At 31.2% G+C, this 21,043-nt stretch carries 22 protein-coding genes and 2 tRNA genes; 10 read left to right on the top strand and 14 right to left on the bottom strand.

Going from position 1 to position 21,043, the window contains the following annotated elements; all coding sequences use genetic code 11:
* The first annotated feature begins 9 nt into the window (after window positions 1–9).
* A complete protein-coding gene (gene selD / locus DZ64_RS0106560; RefSeq protein WP_084029354.1) occupies window positions 10–1,053 on the top strand; it encodes a selenide, water dikinase SelD in 1,044 nt (347 codons plus the stop codon).
* 10 nt (window positions 1,054–1,063) lie between these two features.
* Here the strand turns inward: selD and selB are convergent, their stop codons facing one another.
* Both selB and selA read right to left on the bottom strand, forming a co-directional pair.
* On the bottom strand, window positions 1,064–2,893 hold the full coding sequence (gene selB, locus DZ64_RS0106555; RefSeq protein ID WP_024789903.1) for a selenocysteine-specific translation elongation factor: 1,830 nt from the start codon (window positions 2,891–2,893) through the stop codon (window positions 1,064–1,066).
* Window positions 2,890–4,239 (bottom strand): L-seryl-tRNA(Sec) selenium transferase, encoded by a 1,350-nt coding sequence (gene selA / locus DZ64_RS0106550; RefSeq protein WP_024789902.1) that lies wholly within the window; start codon window positions 4,237–4,239, stop codon window positions 2,890–2,892. Before selA ends, selB begins: the two co-directional genes overlap by 4 nt.
* Window positions 4,240–4,301: 62 nt before the next feature.
* On the opposite strand from selA, the gene DZ64_RS0106545 reads away from it, so the two are divergent.
* Entirely contained in the window at window positions 4,302–4,610 is a 309-nt protein-coding gene (locus DZ64_RS0106545; protein ID WP_024787768.1) for a NifB/NifX family molybdenum-iron cluster-binding protein, read from the top strand.
* A gap of 63 nt (window positions 4,611–4,673) precedes the next feature.
* Entirely contained in the window at window positions 4,674–5,540 is an 867-nt protein-coding gene (locus DZ64_RS0106540; RefSeq protein WP_024789901.1) for a YfdX family protein, read from the top strand.
* Window positions 5,541–5,611: 71 nt separating this feature from the next.
* Here the strand turns inward: DZ64_RS0106540 and DZ64_RS0106535 are convergent.
* Together DZ64_RS0106535 and DZ64_RS0106530 are read right to left on the bottom strand one after the other, a co-directional pair.
* A tRNA-Sec gene (locus DZ64_RS0106535) sits at window positions 5,612–5,710 on the bottom strand.
* A 69-nt stretch (window positions 5,711–5,779) separates the two neighbouring features.
* The gene (locus DZ64_RS0106530; RefSeq protein WP_024789900.1) at window positions 5,780–6,124 is read right to left on the bottom strand and encodes a hypothetical protein; all 345 of its coding nucleotides are present in this window, start codon (window positions 6,122–6,124) and stop codon (window positions 5,780–5,782) included.
* Window positions 6,125–6,421: 297 nt separating this feature from the next.
* Here DZ64_RS0106530 and DZ64_RS0106525 point away from each other — a divergent pair, with 297 nt between their 5' ends.
* The 4 genes from DZ64_RS0106525 to DZ64_RS0106510 all read left to right on the top strand — a co-directional run bounded on the left by DZ64_RS0106525 (window position 6,422) and on the right by DZ64_RS0106510 (window position 10,745).
* Entirely contained in the window at window positions 6,422–6,724 is a 303-nt protein-coding gene (locus DZ64_RS0106525) for a F0F1 ATP synthase subunit C (protein ID WP_024789899.1), read from the top strand.
* A 435-nt stretch (window positions 6,725–7,159) separates the two neighbouring features.
* Complete coding sequence (gene thrS, locus DZ64_RS0106520) at window positions 7,160–8,995, top strand: threonine--tRNA ligase (protein ID WP_024789898.1); 1,836 nt, start codon at window positions 7,160–7,162, stop codon at window positions 8,993–8,995.
* Window positions 8,992–9,522: a translation initiation factor IF-3 gene (gene infC, locus DZ64_RS0106515; protein ID WP_024789897.1), complete on the top strand. Its 531-nt coding sequence runs from the start codon at window positions 8,992–8,994 to the stop codon at window positions 9,520–9,522. Before thrS ends, infC begins: the two co-directional genes overlap by 4 nt.
* Window positions 9,522–10,745 carry a molybdopterin molybdotransferase MoeA gene (locus DZ64_RS0106510; protein WP_024789896.1) on the top strand — a complete coding sequence of 408 codons (1,224 nt, stop codon included), beginning with the start codon at window positions 9,522–9,524 and terminating at the stop codon, window positions 10,743–10,745. Before infC ends, DZ64_RS0106510 begins: the two co-directional genes overlap by 1 nt.
* On the opposite strand, the gene DZ64_RS0106505 is transcribed toward DZ64_RS0106510, so the two are convergent.
* The 7 genes from DZ64_RS0106505 to DZ64_RS0106485 all read right to left on the bottom strand — a co-directional run bounded on the left by DZ64_RS0106505 (window position 10,738) and on the right by DZ64_RS0106485 (window position 15,089).
* Complete coding sequence (locus DZ64_RS0106505; protein ID WP_024789895.1) at window positions 10,738–11,055, bottom strand: hypothetical protein; 318 nt, start codon at window positions 11,053–11,055, stop codon at window positions 10,738–10,740. The genes DZ64_RS0106510 and DZ64_RS0106505 overlap by 8 nt on opposite strands.
* Before the next feature lie 11 nt (window positions 11,056–11,066).
* The gene (locus DZ64_RS11500) at window positions 11,067–11,477 is read right to left on the bottom strand and encodes a hypothetical protein (protein ID WP_051430004.1); all 411 of its coding nucleotides are present in this window, start codon (window positions 11,475–11,477) and stop codon (window positions 11,067–11,069) included.
* Window positions 11,470–12,021 carry a rhodanese-like domain-containing protein gene (locus DZ64_RS11495; RefSeq protein ID WP_051430003.1) on the bottom strand — a complete coding sequence of 184 codons (552 nt, stop codon included), beginning with the start codon at window positions 12,019–12,021 and terminating at the stop codon, window positions 11,470–11,472. Before DZ64_RS11495 ends, DZ64_RS11500 begins: the two co-directional genes overlap by 8 nt.
* Window positions 12,011–12,367, bottom strand: coding sequence for a molybdopterin dinucleotide binding domain-containing protein (locus tag DZ64_RS13335; RefSeq protein ID WP_236618733.1), 357 nt, complete (start codon window positions 12,365–12,367; stop codon window positions 12,011–12,013). Before DZ64_RS13335 ends, DZ64_RS11495 begins: the two co-directional genes overlap by 11 nt.
* 163 nt (window positions 12,368–12,530) lie before the next feature.
* On the bottom strand, window positions 12,531–14,051 hold the full coding sequence (locus DZ64_RS10865) for a molybdopterin oxidoreductase family protein (RefSeq protein WP_236618679.1): 1,521 nt from the start codon (window positions 14,049–14,051) through the stop codon (window positions 12,531–12,533).
* Between the two features lie 202 nt (window positions 14,052–14,253).
* Window positions 14,254–14,329 (bottom strand) — tRNA-Asn (locus tag DZ64_RS0106490).
* Window positions 14,330–14,375: 46 nt separating this feature from the next.
* The gene (locus DZ64_RS0106485; RefSeq protein ID WP_024789894.1) at window positions 14,376–15,089 is read right to left on the bottom strand and encodes an SDR family oxidoreductase; all 714 of its coding nucleotides are present in this window, start codon (window positions 15,087–15,089) and stop codon (window positions 14,376–14,378) included.
* A 13-nt stretch (window positions 15,090–15,102) separates the two neighbouring features.
* On the opposite strand from DZ64_RS0106485, the gene DZ64_RS0106480 reads away from it, so the two are divergent.
* The gene (locus DZ64_RS0106480) at window positions 15,103–15,828 is read left to right on the top strand and encodes a YdcF family protein (protein ID WP_024789893.1); all 726 of its coding nucleotides are present in this window, start codon (window positions 15,103–15,105) and stop codon (window positions 15,826–15,828) included.
* On the opposite strand, the gene DZ64_RS0106475 is transcribed toward DZ64_RS0106480, so the two are convergent.
* The 3 genes from DZ64_RS0106475 to fabG form a co-directional block, all read right to left on the bottom strand.
* Window positions 15,821–16,690 (bottom strand): AEC family transporter, encoded by an 870-nt coding sequence (locus DZ64_RS0106475; RefSeq protein ID WP_024789892.1) that lies wholly within the window; start codon window positions 16,688–16,690, stop codon window positions 15,821–15,823. The two genes, DZ64_RS0106480 and DZ64_RS0106475, sit on opposite strands and share 8 nt — an antisense overlap.
* A complete protein-coding gene (gene thrC / locus DZ64_RS0106470; protein ID WP_024789891.1) occupies window positions 16,687–18,201 on the bottom strand; it encodes a threonine synthase in 1,515 nt (504 codons plus the stop codon). The genes DZ64_RS0106475 and thrC overlap by 4 nt, the downstream gene beginning before the upstream one ends.
* Window positions 18,202–18,349: 148 nt before the next feature.
* Window positions 18,350–19,093 carry a 3-oxoacyl-ACP reductase FabG gene (gene fabG / locus DZ64_RS0106465; RefSeq protein WP_024789890.1) on the bottom strand — a complete coding sequence of 248 codons (744 nt, stop codon included), beginning with the start codon at window positions 19,091–19,093 and terminating at the stop codon, window positions 18,350–18,352.
* A gap of 44 nt (window positions 19,094–19,137) precedes the next feature.
* Between fabG and mraY the strand changes: the two genes are divergently transcribed.
* The gene (mraY, locus tag DZ64_RS0106460; RefSeq protein ID WP_024789889.1) at window positions 19,138–20,193 is read left to right on the top strand and encodes a phospho-N-acetylmuramoyl-pentapeptide-transferase; all 1,056 of its coding nucleotides are present in this window, start codon (window positions 19,138–19,140) and stop codon (window positions 20,191–20,193) included.
* Window positions 20,194–20,243: 50 nt separating this feature from the next.
* A complete protein-coding gene (sppA, locus tag DZ64_RS0106455; RefSeq protein ID WP_024789888.1) occupies window positions 20,244–21,008 on the top strand; it encodes a signal peptide peptidase SppA in 765 nt (254 codons plus the stop codon).
* The last annotated feature ends 35 nt before the right edge of the window (window positions 21,009–21,043 follow it).

Below are 21,043 nucleotides of genomic sequence, written 5' to 3'. Positions count from 1 at the left end.
AGGATATATATGCTTAAATTAAATAACAACGCCAAACTTACAAAATATGTAAGAGCAGCCGGCTGAGCAGGGAAATTGGCTCCGGAGGAGCTAAACAAAGCTACAAAAGTTCTTGATGGAAAAAACGAAAATTTAATAGTCGGATTTGAAGGAAATGAGGATGCAAGTGTTTATAAATTAACAGATGATATAGCACTTGTACAAACAGCCGATTTTATTACACCTGTTGTTGACGACCCGTTTATTTACGGACAAATTGCAGCTGCAAATTCCCTAAGCGATGTGTTTGCAATGGGAGGAGATGTTAAAACTGCCCTTAATTTAGTCGGATTTGATAACTGTCATCACGGAAAAGATGTATTAAATGAAATTTTAAAAGGCGGTGAAAATAAAATAAAAGAGTGCGGCGGTGTATTAGCCGGAGGACATACAATAGAAACTCCGGAAATGATTTACGGACTTAGCGTTACAGGTACAATTCATCCTCAAAAAATTATAAGAAACAATACATTAAAAAAAGATGATGTAATTGTTTTAACAAAACCTCTTGGAATGGGAATTTTAACAACAGCAATAAAAGCGGATTTGATAGATAAAACAGTAGCCAGTGAAGTAGCTGAAATTTTAAGGACATTAAATTACAAACCAAGTCTTATCGCAAGGGAAATCGGTGTAAATGCAATGACAGATGTTACAGGATTTGGTCTTTTAGGACATTTGTATGAAATGAGCGCTAACAATTTCACTATAGAAATAGAATTTGAAAAAGTGCCTTTCTTAAAAGAAGCGATTAATCAGGCATCCATGGGAATAATTCCTGCCGGAAGTTACAATAACCAGCTATTTTTAGAAGGAAAAGTAAAATTTGAAAAAGAACTCAGTTTTGAAGAGCAGATGATACTATTTGATGCCCAGACAAGCGGAGGGCTTTTAATCAGCGCCTCTCAGGAAAAAGTTAATGAACTTTTAAAAAGAATGGAAAATGAAGGAGTGAGTGCTAAAGCAATAGCAACTGTTAAGGAATTCAAAGAGTTTCCTTTAGTTGTTAAATAATTTTTCCTTCTTATTTCTTCAAATACCTTTTATTATCTACTTTAACAATATCCCCCATATTGTCCAAATAATCAAGATAAGCCACAATATATTTTCTGCTCATAGGCATCTCTTCTTTAAATGTTTTAATATCAATATATCCTTTTTTCTCCATAATTTCCCGCATTTTTTTCATTGCATAATTTATATTTTTATCACTTACAAACAAATTATGGGCAAGCCTTACAACTTTTTTAGCCTTAGTCAGGTTCTTCATAGCCTGATCGCCCACTTTTCTGTCAATATTTAATTTTTCGTATATATTATAAGGTGCTTCGGGAGTTAATCCAGAATTATCCAAAAGCGAATAAAGCCTGTGCTCGACTGATTTTTCAATATTCACTTCACCAAGATCTTTTCTTTTATAAATATTGCCTTCTTTTATTAAAAATCCTTCTTCCACAAATTCATTTAAAACAGTTTCAATCAATTTTTCACTCGCCCATTTTAATCTGAGTTTCAGTGATGCAGGAGAAAGAAAGGCAAATTTGTTTTTTTCATAAGTTTCTTTTACCACATTTTCTATCTCTTTTTTTACATCCATTGAAAAAATATTATAATTTTCTTCATCTATAAAGACATTTTTTAATGTTTTTGCAATACCGAGAGCTTCATCGGGCGAAAAATTAAATCTCTGATAACTTTGAAGAAGTCCGAAACCTTTTTTGTGATTTTCAACCAAAATAGAAAATGCTTTTTGGAAATCCCTTTGTTTTAAAGCATTTAACAGCAATAATTTTTTATTTCTTTTAATAGGGTCGCTTATAGGATTTAAAATTTCGCCTCCTCCGATAACCCTTCCTTTATGAAGCACCACAAACGGATCTTCATAAACAAAAAATCCTTTTTCCTGCAACTTCATAGTTGCAAAACCTTCTTTTGCATTTGAATCAAACATCAAAATTTTCGCAGGTATTCTTTTTGCACCGCTTATAAATAAAACTCCCATATTATGCTTAATTTCTTTACCTTCGACCGGGGAAATATAAACATCAATTAATTTAAATCCTCTTAAGTATCCTTTTGTACTTAACAAATATCCTTTTTTAAGTTCATTGTGTGAAATATTGAGATTAATGGCAAGTCTTTGATGGGTATGGGCAACACTAACATTTTCACCATGAACCTGCAGGTTTTTAACCGTTGTAACAGTAGCCGTTTCATTAATATAAACTTTATCTTTAAGTCTGACTTTTCCGCTTAAAACAGTCCCTGTTACAACAGTTCCTATTCCTTTTAGGGAAAACACCCTGTCTATATAGTATCTGAAAAATTTGGAATGTGTAATATTTCTCGGAGGCAGGTTAAACAGATAATTCTTAAGATTTTCTATAGTCTCAGGCATTTTAGTGGAAGTCGGGATAATATCAAGAAGCTTTAAATTCTTAAATTTAGCTATTAATTCTTTTATCTCTTTTTTTCTTTTTTCAATAATTTCTTCACTTGCCAAATCTATTTTTGTCAAAGCCACAATGATATTTTTAACTTTTAAAATATCAAGTACTTCCAAATGCTCTATGGTCTGCGGCATAACACCTTCGTTTGCATCTATTGCAAAAAGCGTAGCGTCAAATCCAAACGCCCCGCTAATCATATTTTTTACAAGTTTTTCATGCCCCGGAACGTCTATAAATGCCACATTTACATCATCTCTTTTCATATTTGTAAAGCTTAAATCGATTGTAATTCCTCTCTCTTTTTCTTCTTTAAGCTCGTCCCCGTTATACCCGGTCATAGCCTCAATCAAAGATGTTTTTCCATGGTCTACATGCCCTGCGGTTCCAATAATAATATTTCTCATCTTTTCACCTCACAGCTTATTAATTTATTTATTATATTTGCAAGTTTTTCTATTTCATCATCCTGAATTGTTCTTACATCAAGCACAAAATGTTCATTTTCTATTCTACCGATAACAAGTTTTTCTCTAAATTTTTTCTCCCAATTCACAGCATTTCCTTCAATTTCAATTACCACGGTAGGAATGGCTTTATTTGGCATAGTCCCCCCGCCTACGTATGTTTTTGATTCTTTTATATTAGCCCTTAGGGCTGGTGTTAGGCTAAGTATTTTTTTTGCCCTGTTTTTGAGTTCATCAATAGATGCAAAAATCTGTCTGAGGGTTGGAATTTTTTCATATTCTTTTTTAATATATGCAAGAGTGGTTGCCTGAATAAGGGAGAGTGTAATTTTATCAACCCTGAACATCCTTAATATCTGATTTTTTTTAAGTTTATTAATAAGTTCTTTTTTACCAAGAATTATTCCCGCCTGAACTCCTCCAAAAAGTTTATCACCGCTAAAACTAATAAGTGAAGGTAAAAATTTCATTATATCATTAATTGAAGGCTCAGCGTTTGAAAGTCCGTAAGGAAGCTTTGGAATATATGCACTTCCCAAATCATAATAATCAAGCAGATTATGTTTACGGGAAAGATTGACAATTTCATCAATATAAACTTCTTCACTAAACCCTTCAATAGTATAATTTGATTTGTGAACTTTCATAAGCATTGCTGTATTTTCATTGATTGCCTCTTCATAATCTTTTGGTTTTGTTTTATTTGTAGTTCCGACTTCAACAAGTTTTACACCGCTTGCTTTCATAACTTCAGGCACTCTGAAACTTCCCCCTATTTCAACAAGTTCGCCTCTTGACACTATAACCTCTTTGTCTTTTGCAAATGTGTTTAAAATCAAAAATACAGCCGCCGCATTATTATTAACAACCAACGCATCTTCACACCCAAAAAGAAAACTCAAATGTTTCGCACTGTGATGATACCTGTCCCCCCTTTTTCCTTTATCCAAATCATATTCTAAATTACAGTAATGCGTACTGACTTTCTTTGCTTCATCAAAAATCTCTTCATCTATCAAACTTCTGCCGAGATTTGTATGGATTGTAACACCTGTGGCATTAATTACATTAATTAAAGAAGGGCTTAATATGCCGCAAGCTTTTTTTTCAATTTCATTTATTATTTTATTTTCATCTATTTTATCTATTTTATTATTTTTTATTTTTTCTCTGAGTTCATTCAAAACTGAATGTATGGAATAAAGCAAAACATTCTCTGGAATATCTTGAAGATTTTTATTTTTTAAAAGTTTATCCACTTTTGGAATTTGTCTAAACAGATTCATTTCTTTCCTTTGTAAAATACCGCCGGTATTTTTGTTAATATTTTATCAAAAAAAGGATTTTTATGAAAATAATTATAACAAGCGACGGAGAATGGATGACTTCAAAATTTTGTCCACATTTTGAAGAATGTAAATATTTAATTCTTTATGACACTAAAACAAAAGAATATTCTTCTATGAAATCACCTTCATATCAGACAAAAGACAAAACTAAACTAATTAATTTTTTAAAAGCCGTTTTTATGAAGCATATTATAACAGGTGAAAATATTGATGATAAATACTTCAAAGTTTATATACCTCAACAAAAAAAATCGACAGTCGAAGAAGTTATAATCGAGTATTTAAAAAATATAAATAAATATAAATAAAATTGTTGACAATAAACGACTAAAATTATATAATTCTAAAAAATAAAACTTTAGGAGGGAAAAATGAAAAGAATTTTAACATCAGTGGTATTGGCTTCCATTTTGGTATCATCTAGTTTAGCCGCAGATGCAAAAACCGCTCAGGTGAGTAAAAAAGCCGTAATCAAAGCGGAAAAAAAAGCCCAAAACACTGAACTTGCAAATGAAGCGGTAAAAGCTATCCAATATACCCAGGATACATTAATATATATAAGCGGAAAAAATACTAAAAAAGCAAAAGACTCAATAAAAAAAGCTATTGGGGAACTTAGCGATTTATTAAATAGACCTAATACACCTTATCTTTTACCTGTTGATGTTCAAATTAACGCATATCAATATCAAGGGGATGTAAAAGACGTAAAAAAACTTGTAAATGAAGTAAAAATACTTGTAGCAGAAAATAAATTACCTCAGGCAAGGGAAGTATTAAATTCTCTGAGAAGCGAAATTGTGATCAAAACAATCAATTTGCCTATTGCAACATATCCGGCGGCTCTTAATTTGGCGTTAAAATATATAAATGAAGGAAAAGCCAAAGAAGCAAAAGATGTTTTGTCAATGGCGCTTTCAACATTGGTAGAAACAGATACCGTTATTCCTATCCCGCTTATCAAAGCTCAAGCCCTTGTTAAAAATGCCAGTGAAAGTGTTAAAAAAGACAAAAACCAGGCTTTAAAATATTTAGATGAAGCAAAAAAACAGATATCTTTAGCTGAAATTTTAGGATATACAAGCACAAGCGATACAACATACAAAATGTTAAAAGAACAAATTACACAGCTTGAAAAAGAGATTAAAAACGGCAGTAAAACAGAAAATATATTTAAAAAACTTCTTCAAAAAATCGAAGAGTTCAAAGAAAAAGCAATTAAAACTTTTCACAAATAATTTTCTTTCTCTTTTTTCTTATTTTAATAGTGACAGACACTAATTATCTATAAATAAAATTTATAATTTTTTGGCGGAAGGGGGAAGGAATCGAACCTTCCGGGCAAACAGTCACCTGCCGCCCCACCGGGTTTGAAGCCCGGGGTGTCCACCAGGATCACATCCCCTCCATTGAAGAAAAAATTATATCAAAATATTTAAAAAAACGTAAGGCTTCACCGAAGCCCTGTTAAGCGTTATCAGCCAGCTGGAATTTTACCGTTAACCATTCCTACCAAAAAGTCTTTTAAATCGTTAAGTTTATGTTTTTTAACGATTTTTTCAATAGCTTTAGCAGCTTTTTTTTGACCTTTTTTTTCAAGTAGAGAAATTAACGGTTTTGCATTATTTTTAAGTAATGCATTAATGTCGTCAGGTGTTTTTGCACCTATGATTTTAAGGAATTCAGTACCTTTAACATGTGAAGCTCTTTTCACATATTTTTGGTAATACTTAAATCCTTTGTTGTAATCAGCAAATGCCATTGTTGCTGTGACACTTGCAAGTAGCGCTCCAGCTACCAACATTTTTGCTAAGCGTCTCATGTTTTCTCCTTTTAATTTTATGTGTGCATTCATTAACCTAATGAATACACATTCGGTGTAATTATACAGCCTAAAACTTAAATAAAGCTTAAGATAAGTAAAACTTATCTTATAATTATTATACCACAAATTAAAGAGAAAAACAATTTCTAAAAAATCTTTTACATTTAGTCAGTGCCTTATTTTTTATCTCTTGCAAAAAAATTAATTTTTATTTATAATTGCAATGCGCTGTGTGATAAGTAGGGATACGCAAGCCGAACGGGCATAGCGTAATAAAATATACAGGAGAAGAAAATGAAAAAAATCGCTCTTTTAATGGCAGGATTTTTGGCATTTGCATTTGCAGGTGATTCTACTATGATTCAAGCTTACAGCGTAGTAGCAGCCGTTGTAGGTTTAGGTTTGGCTGCACTTGGTGGTGCTATCGGAATGGGTCATACTGCTGCTGCCACTATTGCTGGTACTGCAAGAAACCCTCAGCTTGGTGGTAAATTAATGGGTACAATGTTCATCGCATTAGCGATGATCGAAGCACAAGTTATTTATGCACTTGTACTTGCTTTAATAGCACTTTATGCTAATCCATTCTTAGGATAATCCCTTTTTTTTGGGATTTTTCTTTTTAACACAAAAATTTCTCTGACACCTTATTCAATGTAAAATGTATAATTGGAAATAAAAAATAAATGTAAAAACATTTTATTAAAATTTTCTATTTATAATTTTTACTTTTCGTTTTTTAATTTTCCATTATTAATACCAATTATTATAAAAAAATTTACATTTATTTACCATTCACTACTCACTATTCACTCATTATCAAATTGTCAAAATAACCGTAGGGTTGGTATATTTCTCCATTCTCCATTATTTTTTGTTGACATTAAAAATTAATTAAGTTAAAATTCATACCAAAAAAGGGGTTAATTTAATTGAAAATCAAAAATGTAAAATGGAAAATTAATAAAGTAGGATTTTACATTTGATTATTATTTCTACTATTAAACCTTCAAAATACTTCAAAGGACAAAAATGCATAACGATATAATCGGTTATAAATATAATGATAAAATTATTGATATTCAAACAGCTCAGGAAATGGGTATTGAAAATTTAGAACCAATATTTTTCGATAACTCTTCTGAAGCACTCGAACTTATAAGACACTCAGCTGCCCACTTAATGGCACAGGCTGTAAAAGAGCTTTATCCCGATGCAAAATTTTATGTGGGCCCTACCATAGAAAACGGATTTTATTATGATTTAAAAACTCAAAAAAGCATTACCGATAAAGATTTAAAAAATATTGAAAAGAAAATGAAAGCCCTTGCTAAGAAAAAAATCCCTATTGAAAAATATTATATTTCAATGGATGAAGCAAGAAAAAAATTTAAAGATGATGAACTGAAACAGGCTGTTTTGGATATGATTGATGAAGACAAGGTTTCTATTTATAAACAGGGGGATTTTGAAGACCTATGCCGCGGACCTCACGTGCCAAACACAAAATACCTTCAAAACGTAAAACTTCAAAAAGTTGCCGGTGCCTATTTAGGAGGAGATAGTAAAAACGAGATGCTGACAAGAATTTACGGAACCGCTTTTGCAACAAAAGAGGCATTGCAAAAGTATCTTAAAATGCTTGAAGAGGCAAAAAAAAGAGACCACAGAAAACTTGGTACTGAGCTTGAACTTTGGATGTTTGATGAAGAAATCGGGGCAGGAATGCCGATTTGGCTGCCAAAAGGTGCACTTCTTAGAGGCAATCTTGAAAAACTTTTATATTCTGCCCATATAAGAAGAAATTACCTACCTGTAAAAGGGCCTGAGCTTCTAAGAAGCCATATGTGGAAAATTTCGGGGCATTATTATAACTACAAGGAAAATATGTATTTTACAGAAATTGAAAACGACGATCCTAATAAACCTGCAGAAGAATACGGTATTAAACCGATGAATTGCCTCTCTCATGTCAAAATTTTCGGGCATAAAGTAAGAAGTTATAAAGAACTGCCTCTTAGATTTTTTGAATTCGGAACAGTCCACAGACACGAAAAATCCGGAGTTTTACACGGACTTTTAAGAGTTAGGGAATTTACCCAGGATGACGCACATATATTCTGCAGGGACGATCAGATAGAAGATGAAGTAATAAAAGTACTCGAATTTGTAGATGCCATAATGCAAAGATTCGGCTTTGAGTATGAAATGGAAATTTCTACAAAACCTGAAAAATCAATAGGAAGCGATGAAATTTGGGAAAAAGCAACCAATGCCCTCAAAGGTGCATTAAACAGACTTAACAGAAATTATGGAATAGACGAAGGCGGAGGGGCATTTTACGGTCCGAAAATAGACATAAAAATTACTGATGCAATAGGGAGAAAATGGCAATGCGGAACAATTCAGGTGGATTTTAACCTGCCTGAAAGATTTGACATAAATTATATTGATGAAAACAACACCAAAAAACGTCCGGTAATGATTCACAGAGCGATTATTGGAAGTTTTGAAAGATTTATAGCAATCCTTACAGAACATTATGCAGGCGAATATCCTACTTTTATAGCTCCTGTTAAAGCGATTTTTGTTCCAATCAATGAAAATCATGTAAATTATGCAAAAGAAATTCAAAAAGAACTTCTTAATGACGATATTATTACCGAAATTTATGACAGCGGTGATTCACTCAATAAAAGAATAAGAAATGCTGAAAAACAAAGAGTCGGATATGTAGTAATTATAGGTGATGAAGAGGTGGAAAATGATTTGGTTGCCATAAGAGACAGAAAAAAAAGAGAACAATATAAATTAAGCAAAGGAGAATTTGTGGAAATGATCAAAAAATTATGCGAGGTTAAATTATGAGTAAAGACAAGGTTTTATTGAACGAAGAAGTAGTTGATTTTACAGACAGAGTAAGATTTGTAGATACCCAAGGTGAGCCTAAAATAGTAGATTCAGCAAAGGCGCTTGAAACAGCATATAATAAAGGTCTTGATTTGGTATGCGTAGCCCCAAATGCCAACCCTCCCGTTGCTAAAGCCATGGATTACGGAAAATACAGATATGAACAGGAAAGAAAGAAAAAAGAAGCAAAGAAAAAACAGGTTAAAATTGAAGTCAAAGAAGTAAAATTTACAAGTAAAATTCAAGACAACGATATAAATTATAAAGTTAAACATATAAAAGATTTTCTTGAAAAAGGAAAACATGTAAAACTAAGAGTTTTTTTAAGAGGAAGAGAACTTGCAACACCTGAGAAAGGTTTTGAAGTTATAAACAGGGTTTGGGAAATGATAAAAGATGTGGCTGAAAAACAAAACGAGCCTAAACTTGAAGGAAATTATATAAATTTACTGGTAACCCCTGTAAAAAAATCCAAGAAAAAATAATGTTAAATAATATTCCCTATAAAGAGGCTTTGGAAGTTTCTTTAAAAGAAAGTTTTTTATCAACTTCCAAAAATGTTTTTATAAATGAAGCCTTAGGTTATTTTTTAGCCGAAGATGTAAAAGCCGCTAAAAACAACCCTTCATTTGACAACTCCGCCATGGACGGATTTGGATTTAAACATTCAGACAAAAAAAAATTTAAAATTATAAAAACTATTTATGCCGGAGATAAATTTGATGATTTTGATATAAAAAACAATGAATGCGTTAAAATTATGACAGGGGCAAAAATCCCAAAAGATATAGATACTGTAATTCCGATTGAAAACTGCTTAAAAGTTACAGGTGAATATATTGAAATTCCAGAAATAAAAAAAGGCGCCAATGTAAGAAAAAAAGGCGAAGATATCCAAAAAGGAGAAATTTTAATAAAAAAAGGCGAAGAAATAACACCTGAAACAATAGCACTGCTTGCAAGCCAGGGAATTACAAATATAAAAGTATATAAAAAACCTTCTATTGCCATACTTTCAAGCGGAAATGAACTGAAAGAGCCTTATGAAAAAGCCGATGAAGATGAAATATATAACATCAATTCTTACTCAATTTATTCACTCTTAAAAAAATACAGTTTTAATGCCGATATTATCGGAATTGTAGCAGATACTTACGAAGAAACATTAAAAGAAATAAAAAATATACTAAATTTTTATGATGTAATCATAACAAGCGGCGGAATAAGTTTCGGGGAAAAAGATTTTATGTTTAATGTTTTTAAAACCTTGGGGTTAAAAGAATTTTTTCACGGAATAATGGTAAAACCCGGACGTCCTACCATGATAGGAAAAATAGGTAAAAAATTTATTTTTGCAATGCCCGGAAATCCTTTAAGCAGTTTTTTAAATATGTTTTGCATAGGAATACCAGTTTTAAGAAAAATGAGCGGTGCAGACAAATATTATCATGAGACTTATTTTGCAAAAAACAAAAACGATTTTAAAGTTAATTCAAAAAAAGACCATACGGCACTCGGATTTTATGAAAACGGAGAATGGGAAGTATATAACAGTTATAAATACGGTTCAGGAATGCTAAAACCCCTCCTTAAATCCAATTCGGTTGCAATTATTCAAAAAGGGAATGAAATAATTACAAAAGATACAATTTTAAAAATCATACCTTTTGTAAATCAGTTTAGCAATAAAAACAATATGTTCAATTAATACCTTTTATATAAAAAACATTTTCTTTTACTTCTTCTAAAATTACATTATATTTTTTAGCCCATTTTTCAATAATCTCTTTTGCTTCATTTAATAATTCCCCGCTATTTTCAATTTTGATTTTTAAATGCGGCACAGAATTTGAAAAAGCAATAAAACCGTTTAAATATTTTAATTTATCATTTAAAGAAACCAAATGATTTTTAATTTTCTTAAAATTTGGAGTATTTTCTTTTATTTTTTCCAATTCTTTAATATTATTCTCAGAATATCCAAGCTGTTTTAAAAGTCCTAAATCTTCTATTTTCATAAATCTCCTTTTTAAAAAATTTTAACAAATTTTTCTTTTATTTCTTTTAATTTTTTCAGTGTCGTTTCAATATCCGTATTTAAAATAAAACAATCTGATTCTTTTTTTTTATAAACTTTGTCATAATAATCCACAAGCAATATTTTTGCCACTCTTTCTAAATCACCTTTTTCAAAACTGCTGAATATTTCATTATAACTTTCATTTGATATATATTTTTTAATTTTATTTAAATTTTCGCTAAAAGCATTTTTATCGATATCTCCGTAATATTTCAAAATTCTTTTAATTCTGTCTTCCAAAGGGGCGTTTATTTCTATTTGAGAGGAAGTTTTTATTTTTTTTGTCAAATTCCCGGGAAGCAGTAAATTTCCGAGCCTGGAACTTTCGGCCTCTACAAAAATATAGTCGTTTTTATCCACTTTTCTTAAGAGACGGCTGTTTTCCTTTGGAACCGAAAGAACTTCCGTAATGATTGGCCAAACCTTCCAAATCAAGACTCGGGTTTAAATTTTGTAATAATTCACTTTTACCGCACCCACTCGGCCCCCTGAGCACCAAAAAATTATTCGGTATATTTTGTAAATATACGCTGACATATTTTCTATATGCTTTATAGCCTCTGTTTAGTTTATAAACATCAAATCCAAGCTGTCTTAAAATAACATAAAAAGATTCGGAGCGTTTTCCTCCCCTTGCACAGTAAATCAGAATTTTTTTATTTTCAAATTCATTATTTTCAAGATGCGAAGCAATATTTTTTAAAATATATATAACACCCTTTTTATTGGCGGCTTTTTTGGAAACCTGTTTATATAAATACCCTATTTCGTGATGTTCTTCATTATTTAATACATATAAATTTATACTTCCCGGAATATGGGATTCTTCAAATTCTCTGGGGCTTCTGGTATCTATAATCATATCAAAATCAGTTTTCAGATAATCATTCATATTAATCAACATTTATTATTTCCACCTCCACAGCTTTAAAATTTGGGGTTTTTACTTTATGGTCGTGTGTATCTCCAAAAAGATAATTTATTTTATTTTTTGCAAAATGAAAAGTTGCAAAAAGAGTATATGGTCTGAGGGAATTTGTAAATTTTACTTTCAAAGGCCCGCTCTCTCCGTAATGTGATTTTAATTTAACAGTATTGCTTATTTCGTTTTTATGAACAGGATTTACCAATAAAACATCATCATCATATTTTTTAGTTAATTTTTCCGAATATCTGGTTTGTGCGGCGTTATTATACTGTGCAAGAGCCCTTCCTGTATTTAACCACCATCTTTTTTTATTTTCAAATATATCTTTTACTTCACCTCTTAAATGGTATTTGTGATAATGAAAATGGCCTTTTCCATCAGGAGTTGAAAATTCTTTTATATGTAATATTGGAGAATCGCTTCCATCTTCTTTTATTGGCCATTGAAGCGGCTTTTTCTTTTAATCTTTCTATAAGTTGCACCTTTTAAATCTTTTTAACTTCCTTTTTCAATTCATTTAAAACTTCTTCACTTGTGGCAAAACTAAAATTTTCTCCGAGTCTATTTGAAATTTCATTTAATACTTCCCAGTCATCCGGCATATCTGATTCAATTAAAGGATTTGATAGATGAAGCCTTCTTTCAGCATTTATATAAATACCTGTTTTTTCATAAGTACTTTTAACTCCAAATACAATATCAGCTTTTTTAGTTATCTCATTTTTCATCACTTCTAAAATTATTAAAAAGTCCAAGTTTTCAAAAGCTTTATTTATTTTATTCTGATTGGGATGAATATGCAAAATATCTTCCCCCATATTTACAATAGCTTTTATTTTACCTTTTAACATCTCTTCTATTATATCCGGAGTCATCTCCCCTATTTTTTCAGGTATTGCATAATCAGGCCCGTAATAAGGCAAACACCCCACATCGCAGGCACCCTGCACGTTATTCTGACCCCTGAGAGGCAATACCCCTGCACCGATTTTGCCGATATTTCCTGTAAGCATTGCTAAATTACTTATAGCATTTACACTTTCTGTTCCATCAATATGTTCAGTAACTCCGAGTCCCCATGTAAAAATTGTTTTTTTGGTTATCAGTTTCGCAATTTCTTCGATTTGCTCTTTTACCTGCTCAAACCCTTTTAATTTTTTGAAAAAATGTTTATCATATTTATCATGTAATAAAAGTTCTTTGTATCCTTCGAATTTAGCACATCTTTTTTTTATAAAATCAATATCTGTTAAATTGTTTTCAATAAGTTCTTTTGCAATTGCATTTAAAAATAAAAGATTACTTTCAAGCGGTAAAATAACCTTAATATCGGCAAATTTCATAATAGGGATTTCCCTTACATCAACAACTATTATTTTAGCGCCTCTTTTTTTGGCTTTTATTATCCTGCTTGCGACCATCGGGTGTGCAACCGTTGTGTTAGAGCCGATTATAAAAATAACCTCGGTGTCAAAAATTGCATCATAATCCACACTGCTCGCCCCCTCCCCTATACTCATTTTAAGTCCGCTGAGGCTTGGAGCGTGGCAAACCCTTGCACAGTTATCAATATGCGGGGTTTTTATAACTTCCCTTGCAAACTTTTGAAACATCCAGGCACTTTCAACGCTTGTTCTGGCCCCACCTATACAGGCAATTGAATGGAAAGAAAAATTACTTATAATCTCTTTTAATTTCCAGGCGGTTATGTCAACAGCCAGACTAAAAGGGGATTCATAAAAATTTTCATCAAATTCTTTCAAATTTGCAAGCCTAACCTGAAGTTCAAACGGCATATTATTAGCATTTTTTTCAATAAATTTGTAACTTATCAGATGTTTGTTAAGTCTCTTGTTTAAAAATTCAAATCCGTATTTTCCTTTTATACAGAGCTCGCCGCCGCTTGAAATTCCGTCTTTAACAGGAGTTATTTTTACTATTTTATTATCCTGAATTTTGGCATCTATTTCACACCCTACACCGCAATATGTGCAAACAGATTTCATTAAAAGCCTTTTTTGGATTTAATATATCTTATTTTAAAGATTTTTGCAAGAAAAACACAAAATCAATTATTAAGAGCGTATAAAATTATAAATATAAATAATTCAATAATTATATTAATTCAAAATTTAACACCAATTATCCATGATTCTTTATTAGTGACAGACACCTTAAAATAAAATTTTACATTTTACATTGATTTTGTGGCTCCGGCGAGAGGACTCGAACCTCTGACCCGACGGTTAACAGCCGTCTGCTCTACCGACTGAGCTACGCCGGAATATTTGTGGATTGAAATTATACATAAAAAATTTTTTTAATGCAAGTTAATTTGCAAATTTTTGCAAAATTTTATCCTGAATATTTAAAGGCAATAAATTAAACATTTTCAAAATATAATAAAATCTTTTTGGAAAGGCATACTCTTTTTTTTCTTTTTCAATTGCATCAATAATTCTTTTAGCACCTTCATTTAAATCCATTAAAAATGGCATATAAAAATCGTTTTTTGCAATTAAATCGGTTTTAATGAATCCAGGCATTATATTTATAACTTTTATATTATATTTTGCTAACATATTTCTAAGACTCTGGGCATATGAATTAAGAGCCCTTTTTGATGCCGAATAAGGAAGAGAGGTTGGAGATGCAATAATTGATGCAAGAGAAGAAATAAATACAATTTTCCCTCTTTTTCTTTTTTGCATATCTGGCACTATGTTTTCTAAAAGTGCGTGAATGCTTAAAAAATTTATTTGAAAAAGTTTTTCAAACTCTTCATACGGAGTAAAATCTGGAGCATGTGGAAGTGAAATTCCGGCATTGCAAATAACTAAATCAATTTCATCAAATCTAAGTTTTCTAACTTCATTAATATTGCTTAAATCACAGACTATAGGAATTATATTTTCATTTTCTTTTTTTAGTTCATTTAACTTTTTTTCATCTCTTGCAATGGCAAAAACTTTATTCTTTTTTGCGTAATATCTGGCAAGTTTCCTGCCTATTCCCCTGCTCGCACCTGTTATAATTACATTCAAAAAAGGCTCCTTTATGTTTATAATTTCAAAGCTGTTTACTTATCTTTTCCTGCCGCCAGGAATTTTTATAATTATACTGATATTTGCCGGTATTTTTGCTAAAAAATTAAAATGGCTTTTTTATATATCTGCTTTAACTCTTTACTTACTATCAAATAAATTTGCTGCAAATTTACTTCTTTATCCGCTTGAACATAATTATAATAAAGATTATATCAAACCAAAAGCAATTGTTGTACTTGGTGGAGGAGTAAATCCAAACGATATATTAAAAGCATATCCCGATGCATTTAAAAGGGAAATTTACGGCTTACTTTTAGCCAAAAAATATAATCTTCCGTTTGTTTATACAGGAGGCGGGATTAAAATAAAAGAAGCCGATTTCATAAAAAAAGATGTTGGAAAATTTAAAAAAATATGTAATTGTAAAATTAAAGATTTTTATGAAAGAAATTCACTTGATACCTATGAAAATGCAAAATTTACTTCAAAAGTTTTTAAAAAATTACATCTAAAAAAAGAGATATTTTTAGTAACAAGTGCATTTCATATGAAAAGGGCTATAAAACTTTTTAAACATTTCGGATTTAAAATCATTCCAAAACCTGTGGGATTTTATTACAAACCTTATTATACAGTATGGGATATATTTCCAAAGGAAGATGCTTTTCATAAAAGTTATAAAGCAATTCATGAATATTTTGGACTTTTGAGTCTTACATTACGAGGAATTAAATAAATAAAAAAGATACAATCAAAAATAAAAAAGTAGTTAAAAGAATTAAAAATGCAACTTTTCTCGGATATAAATCAAAAAGACTTGCCAAATTTACATTTGTAATTGCCAAAGGTGTCATTACTTCCAATAAAATTGTTTTAAAAAAAATTTCGTTAAATCCAAAAATTTTTAAAATCAAAAAAGCGACAAAAGGGAAAACCACAAATTTATTAAAACTTGTTAAAAAAGCCAGTTTAAAACTGACCTCTTTTATTTTTATTTCAGCTATATAAATGCCAAAAATCAGTAATTGGGTAACTATGGAGGCAAAAGCACCCATTTGAAGTATTTTCATTGTTTCTTTATCGAATTTGACGTCAAAAAGGTTAAGCGATATTGCCAAAATCCCTATCCATATAACAGGAATTTTTATAATTTTTTTGAAAGCGTTTTTAAAATCAAATTTTGAGCTTGCATAAAAAAATATACCGAATGTATAAATAAAAAATATATTTGCAAGATTAATCAAAGTTGCAACACTAGCCCCAATTTCTCCAAAAAGTGCATAACTAAGAGGAATCCCCAAATTTCCTGTATTTCCGATTAAAGGAGTTAGAGTTGATATTATTTTTTCTTTTCTCTCAAGCCCTCTTGAAAAAGAATATGTAAAAATCAGCGCTGTAAAAACAGCCATCAGATAAATCAACGGTGCCAAAACAAGCTCTTTATTTAAAGGAATAAGCATTATGCCCCAAAGGGTAAGAAAAGGCTGGAGAAAATAGGTCGAAAGAATAACCAGGGTTTTTACCTCAATTTCTTTAAAACTTTTTTTAGACAAAAACCCCAGTAAAATAAATAGATATATTCCTAAAACAGTTTTCATTCAGCAATAAATTCTATAATTTTTTCTTTAATTTCTTTTTTATCGATTACAGTTTCTTTAATCTCTTTTTCAAAAAGCTCTCTGATTATTTCAGGGGCTGTTACATCTAAGCTGGCTTCAATATATGCAATTGCATCTTTATCGGAAATTGTTCTCTCTTCCAACTCGGCTATTTCCCTTTCAACATCCTCGCCTGTCAGGGCTTTATATATGCTTGGAGCGAATTTTGTCCATTCGGCTGTGGAATAAGCTACAACTTTATTATTAATCAAACTTTTGTTTTTTAAATATTCATAAGCCTTAACGGCTGTAGCGGTGTGTGGGTCCATTAAATAATTGTTTTTTGTATATTTGTTAATAATTTCTTCGCATTCTCCATCAGTTGCAAAATCAGCAATAAAATCTTCTTTTATTTTTTCGTGTTCTTTAAGAGTTAATTCAAAATACCCTTCTTTTTCAAGATTTTCCATCAATTCTATACATCTTTTTTCTCCAAATTTGTCGAATAAAAGTCTTTCGACATTTGATGATTTTAAAATATCCATGGCAGGTGATATTGTTTTAATTAAATTTTTATCTCTCAAATCATATTTTCCGTATGTGACAAATTCATATAAAACATTGTTTTTATTGCTTGCAATTACAATTTTTTCAATAGGCAAGCCCATTTTTTTAGCATAATATGCCCCGAGTGCGTTTCCGAAATTTCCGCTTGGAATAATAACATCTATTTTATCATTCATTTCTATTTCCATTCTTTCAACGAGCTTCAAATACGCCCAGAAATGATAAACTGTCTGAAAAATAATCCTTCCGAAATTTACACTGTTTGCAGCTGAAAGTTTAATATCGTTTGCTTTTAAAGTTTTTCTAAATTCTTTATCTTTTAAGAGATTTTTAAGTGCTGTTTGTGCATCGTCAAAATTACCCCTGATTCCAAGGACTTTTTCATTTTCAGCATCAGTTGTTACCATTTGAAGTTTTTGAACTTCGCTTGTCCCTTTATAAGGATAAAGGCATACAACTTTTATATTTTCTCTGTTCTCAAATGTTTTAAGGGTCGCAGGCCCGGTATCTCCGCTTGTTGCAGCTAAAATTAAATAATTTTCTTCTCTTTTTTTGGCAAGATTTGAGAGTATCACTCCAAATGGCTGAAGCGCCATATCCTTAAATGCACGGGTAGGACCGTGCCACAGCTCACCTATAAAAAGTTCCTCGTTTATTCTTACCACGGGCACGACTTCTTCATCGTCAAAATTTCTTAAATATGTAAATAGTGCTTTTTCTATTAATTTATTATCAATATCAACTTTAAATTGTTTTAAAATTCCTCTTGCTATATGTGTATAAGGTTTGTCTCCTTGCACATCATAATATTTTAAAAGCCATTTTTCATTAATTTTAGGCAATTTTTTAGGAACATACAACCCTCCGTTCGGTGCGGCAGGATCCAAGATAACTTCGCTGAATGTTTTTTCTTTATCTGTCCCACGGGTTCCAATGAATTTCATATCGCTCCTTTAATTTTTTTTCAATTCACAATTTCAAATTCAACATTCAAAATTCAACATTCATAACTCATAATTCTTAACTCAACATTCATAATTCATAACTCACCACCCCGCCGCTTTGCAAGCGGCCGGGCAAGCTCACTACTTATTACATATACATTCCGCCGTTTACTTTAAGGGTTTCCCCTGTTATATAACTTGCCCCGTCACTAAGTAAAAATGCAACCGCATTTGCCACCTCAGCAGGTTTAGCCATTCTTTTTAGAGGGATTTTATTTAAAATTTCTTCTTTTACTTTCCCTGGAAGTTTTTCTGTCATATCGGTTTTTATAAATCCGGGCGTAACAGAATTAAATCTTATGTTTCTGGCTGCCCCTTCAAGCGCAAATGTCTTGGTCATGGAAATAATTCCGCCTTTGCTTGCAACATAATTGGCCTGGCCCGCATTGCCAGACTCGGCAACAACGCTTGCAACATTTACAACAGCCCCGAATCTTTTTTTACCCATTACTTTAAGTGCTTCCCTGCATCCTATAAAGGTGGAAACCAAATTGGCATCAATTACTTTTTTAAAATCATCAACACTCATTCTCATTGCAAGCTTGTCGTTTGTAATTCCCGCATTGTTTACTAAATAACTGAGTTCGCCATCACTCTCAATTATAGTTTTTATTCCTTCAATAAAAGCTTTCTCATCACTTACATCAAACCCGATCACTCCTGCAATTCCTCCGTCGGATTCAATTTCTTCTTTTAACTTATCGGCTAAGTTTGCAGAGCTTTTGTAATTTATCCAGACTTTCAAGCCCTTTTTGGCTAAAACTCTTGCAATTTCAGCACCAATTCCCCTGCTGGCTCCGGTTATTAATACATTTTTACCGCTAAAAGTCATTTTAACCCTTTTTTTGATACAATTTTACCTAAAAAAGGGATTTTATGCTATATTTTTTATATGAGCATTTTCATATACACCTTTTTCATTATCTTTCATTCAGGGCAATGTTTGCTTTCTTTACAGCTTTTTTTCTGGCAATATTAACATATCCAATGTTTATAAAATGGGCAAAAAACAAAGCGACTCAGCCTATTTACGAACTAGCTCCCCAAACTCATAAAAGCAAATCCTCAACCCCTACAATGGGAGGAGTTGTTTTTATGATTTCATCCTTAATAGCCATTCTTTTAAGCGCCAAACTCAATAATTTTGTTTTGATTACAATTTTTACAGCCGTTTTTTTTATGCTTATAGGAATAATAGACGACTGGGGCAAAATAAAAGCTTCTTCCAATCATGCGGGTCTCACACCGAAACAAAAATTTATTTTTCAATGGATAGGCGGGTTTATAGTTGCCTTTTTATTATATAAAAACGGATTTGACACAAAACTTTATATTCCTTTTTATAAACATCCTCTTTTTGATATGGGCGGTTTTTCTATAATTTTTTGGGCATTTGTAATTGTGGGAATGAGTAATGCCGTAAATTTAACGGACGGACTTGACGGACTTGCCACCATACCGAGCATATTTGCCCTGCTTACACTTGCAATATTTTCATATATTTTAGGCAATGCAATTTATTCTCATTATCTTTTTTATCCTTTTGAAAAAGGTGTGGGAGAACTCAGCATAATAGCATTTGGTTTAATAGGCTCGCTCCTTGGATTTTTATGGTACAATGCAAATCCTGCAGAAGTTTTTATGGGTGACAGCGGGAGTTTAAGCATAGGAGCCGTTATAGGAATATTGAGTATTTTTACAAAAAACGAAATACTTCTTATTTTTATAGGATTTGTTTTTATAATTGAAACTATATCGGTAATTTTACAGGTTGGAAGCTATAAAACAAGAAAAAAAAGAATTTTTAAAATGGCCCCCATTCATCATCATTTTGAAAAATCAGGATGGATGGAAAATAAAATCACCATACGATTTTGGATAATTGCACTTATCACAAATATTATTGCTATACTTTCAATAAAGATAAGGTAAAATAGTGAATAGTGAGTGGTGAATGGCCAAATTACAAGTAAAGGAAAAATATGGAAGAAAAGTTAAAGGCGGAACTTAAAATTTATAAATTAAAAGCATTAAAAGAAAAAATTGTTTTAATTGGAGTTATTTTAATTTTACTTGCAGAAGTGTTTGTGTTATTTTTATTTTTAAAAAAAAGTTTTTCATTCAATAAACCAATTACAGAACCTTACGTGGCTGAGATTAATATTAATAAAACAATAACAATAAAATATATAAATTCATTGATGGATAAAATGAATAAACTTAAAGAAGATAAAAACCTAAAGGCATTTTTATTAATTTTCAATACTCCCGGCGGAAGCCCAAGCGGCAGCGATGAATTTAATGCTTATCTAAAAGTATATGCATATGTTGAAAGTATGGCAGCAAGCGGAGGATATTATATTATAAGCGCCGTTAAACCGATTGTTGCAAACAAAAACGCAATTGTTGGAAGTATAGGCGTTATTATGCCACATTACGTAATAGCCAAACTTGCCAAAAAACTTGGTGTTGAAGAAGACACCATTACAGTCGGAAAATACAAAGAACCGATAAGCTGGTTTAAAAAAGCAACACCTGAGCAAAAAGAGTATCTGCTTAAACATCTTCTGCTTCCTACTTACAATAATTTTCTTGACACAGTGGCAAAAGAGAGAAATATTTCAATTGATAAACTTAAAAAATATGCAGATGGAAAAATATATATAGCAAGCAGTGTAAAAGGAATTTTGGTTGATCAAACTTCAAGCCTTACGGCATTTAAAGAAAAAATTAAATATAAAACTTAATACCGATTTGGATAATCTGCTGAGAGGATATCTTA

Source organism: Lebetimonas sp. JH292 (assembly GCF_000523275.1).
Classification (GTDB): domain Bacteria; phylum Campylobacterota; class Campylobacteria; order Campylobacterales; family Nautiliaceae; genus Lebetimonas.
The sequence above is the reverse complement of the archived record's forward strand: the minus strand, read 5'-3'. Positions and strand labels throughout refer to the sequence as shown.

Excerpts from the sequence above, each read along its gene's own strand:
- selB (WP_024789903.1), bottom strand. The coding sequence starts at position 2,893 with ATGAGAAATATTATTATTGGAACCGCAGGGCATGTAGACCATGGAAAA.
- selA (WP_024789902.1), bottom strand. The coding sequence starts at position 4,239 with ATGAATCTGTTTAGACAAATTCCAAAAGTGGATAAACTTTTAAAAAAT.
- DZ64_RS0106545 (WP_024787768.1), top strand. The coding sequence starts at position 4,302 with ATGAAAATAATTATAACAAGCGACGGAGAATGGATGACTTCAAAATTT.
- DZ64_RS0106540 (WP_024789901.1), top strand. The coding sequence starts at position 4,674 with ATGAAAAGAATTTTAACATCAGTGGTATTGGCTTCCATTTTGGTATCA.
- DZ64_RS0106530 (WP_024789900.1), bottom strand. The coding sequence starts at position 6,124 with ATGAGACGCTTAGCAAAAATGTTGGTAGCTGGAGCGCTACTTGCAAGT.
- DZ64_RS0106525 (WP_024789899.1), top strand. The coding sequence starts at position 6,422 with ATGAAAAAAATCGCTCTTTTAATGGCAGGATTTTTGGCATTTGCATTT.
- thrS (WP_024789898.1), top strand. The coding sequence starts at position 7,160 with ATGCATAACGATATAATCGGTTATAAATATAATGATAAAATTATTGAT.
- infC (WP_024789897.1), top strand. The coding sequence starts at position 8,992 with ATGAGTAAAGACAAGGTTTTATTGAACGAAGAAGTAGTTGATTTTACA.
- DZ64_RS0106510 (WP_024789896.1), top strand. The coding sequence starts at position 9,522 with ATGTTAAATAATATTCCCTATAAAGAGGCTTTGGAAGTTTCTTTAAAA.
- DZ64_RS0106505 (WP_024789895.1), bottom strand. The coding sequence starts at position 11,055 with ATGAAAATAGAAGATTTAGGACTTTTAAAACAGCTTGGATATTCTGAG.
- DZ64_RS11495 (WP_051430003.1), bottom strand. The coding sequence starts at position 12,021 with ATGTTGATTAATATGAATGATTATCTGAAAACTGATTTTGATATGATT.
- DZ64_RS10865 (WP_236618679.1), bottom strand. The coding sequence starts at position 14,051 with ATGAAATCTGTTTGCACATATTGCGGTGTAGGGTGTGAAATAGATGCC.
- DZ64_RS0106480 (WP_024789893.1), top strand. The coding sequence starts at position 15,103 with ATGTTTATAATTTCAAAGCTGTTTACTTATCTTTTCCTGCCGCCAGGA.
- DZ64_RS0106475 (WP_024789892.1), bottom strand. The coding sequence starts at position 16,690 with ATGAAAACTGTTTTAGGAATATATCTATTTATTTTACTGGGGTTTTTG.
- thrC (WP_024789891.1), bottom strand. The coding sequence starts at position 18,201 with ATGAAATTCATTGGAACCCGTGGGACAGATAAAGAAAAAACATTCAGC.
- fabG (WP_024789890.1), bottom strand. The coding sequence starts at position 19,093 with ATGACTTTTAGCGGTAAAAATGTATTAATAACCGGAGCCAGCAGGGGA.
- mraY (WP_024789889.1), top strand. The coding sequence starts at position 19,138 with ATGCTATATTTTTTATATGAGCATTTTCATATACACCTTTTTCATTAT.
- sppA (WP_024789888.1), top strand. The coding sequence starts at position 20,244 with ATGGAAGAAAAGTTAAAGGCGGAACTTAAAATTTATAAATTAAAAGCA.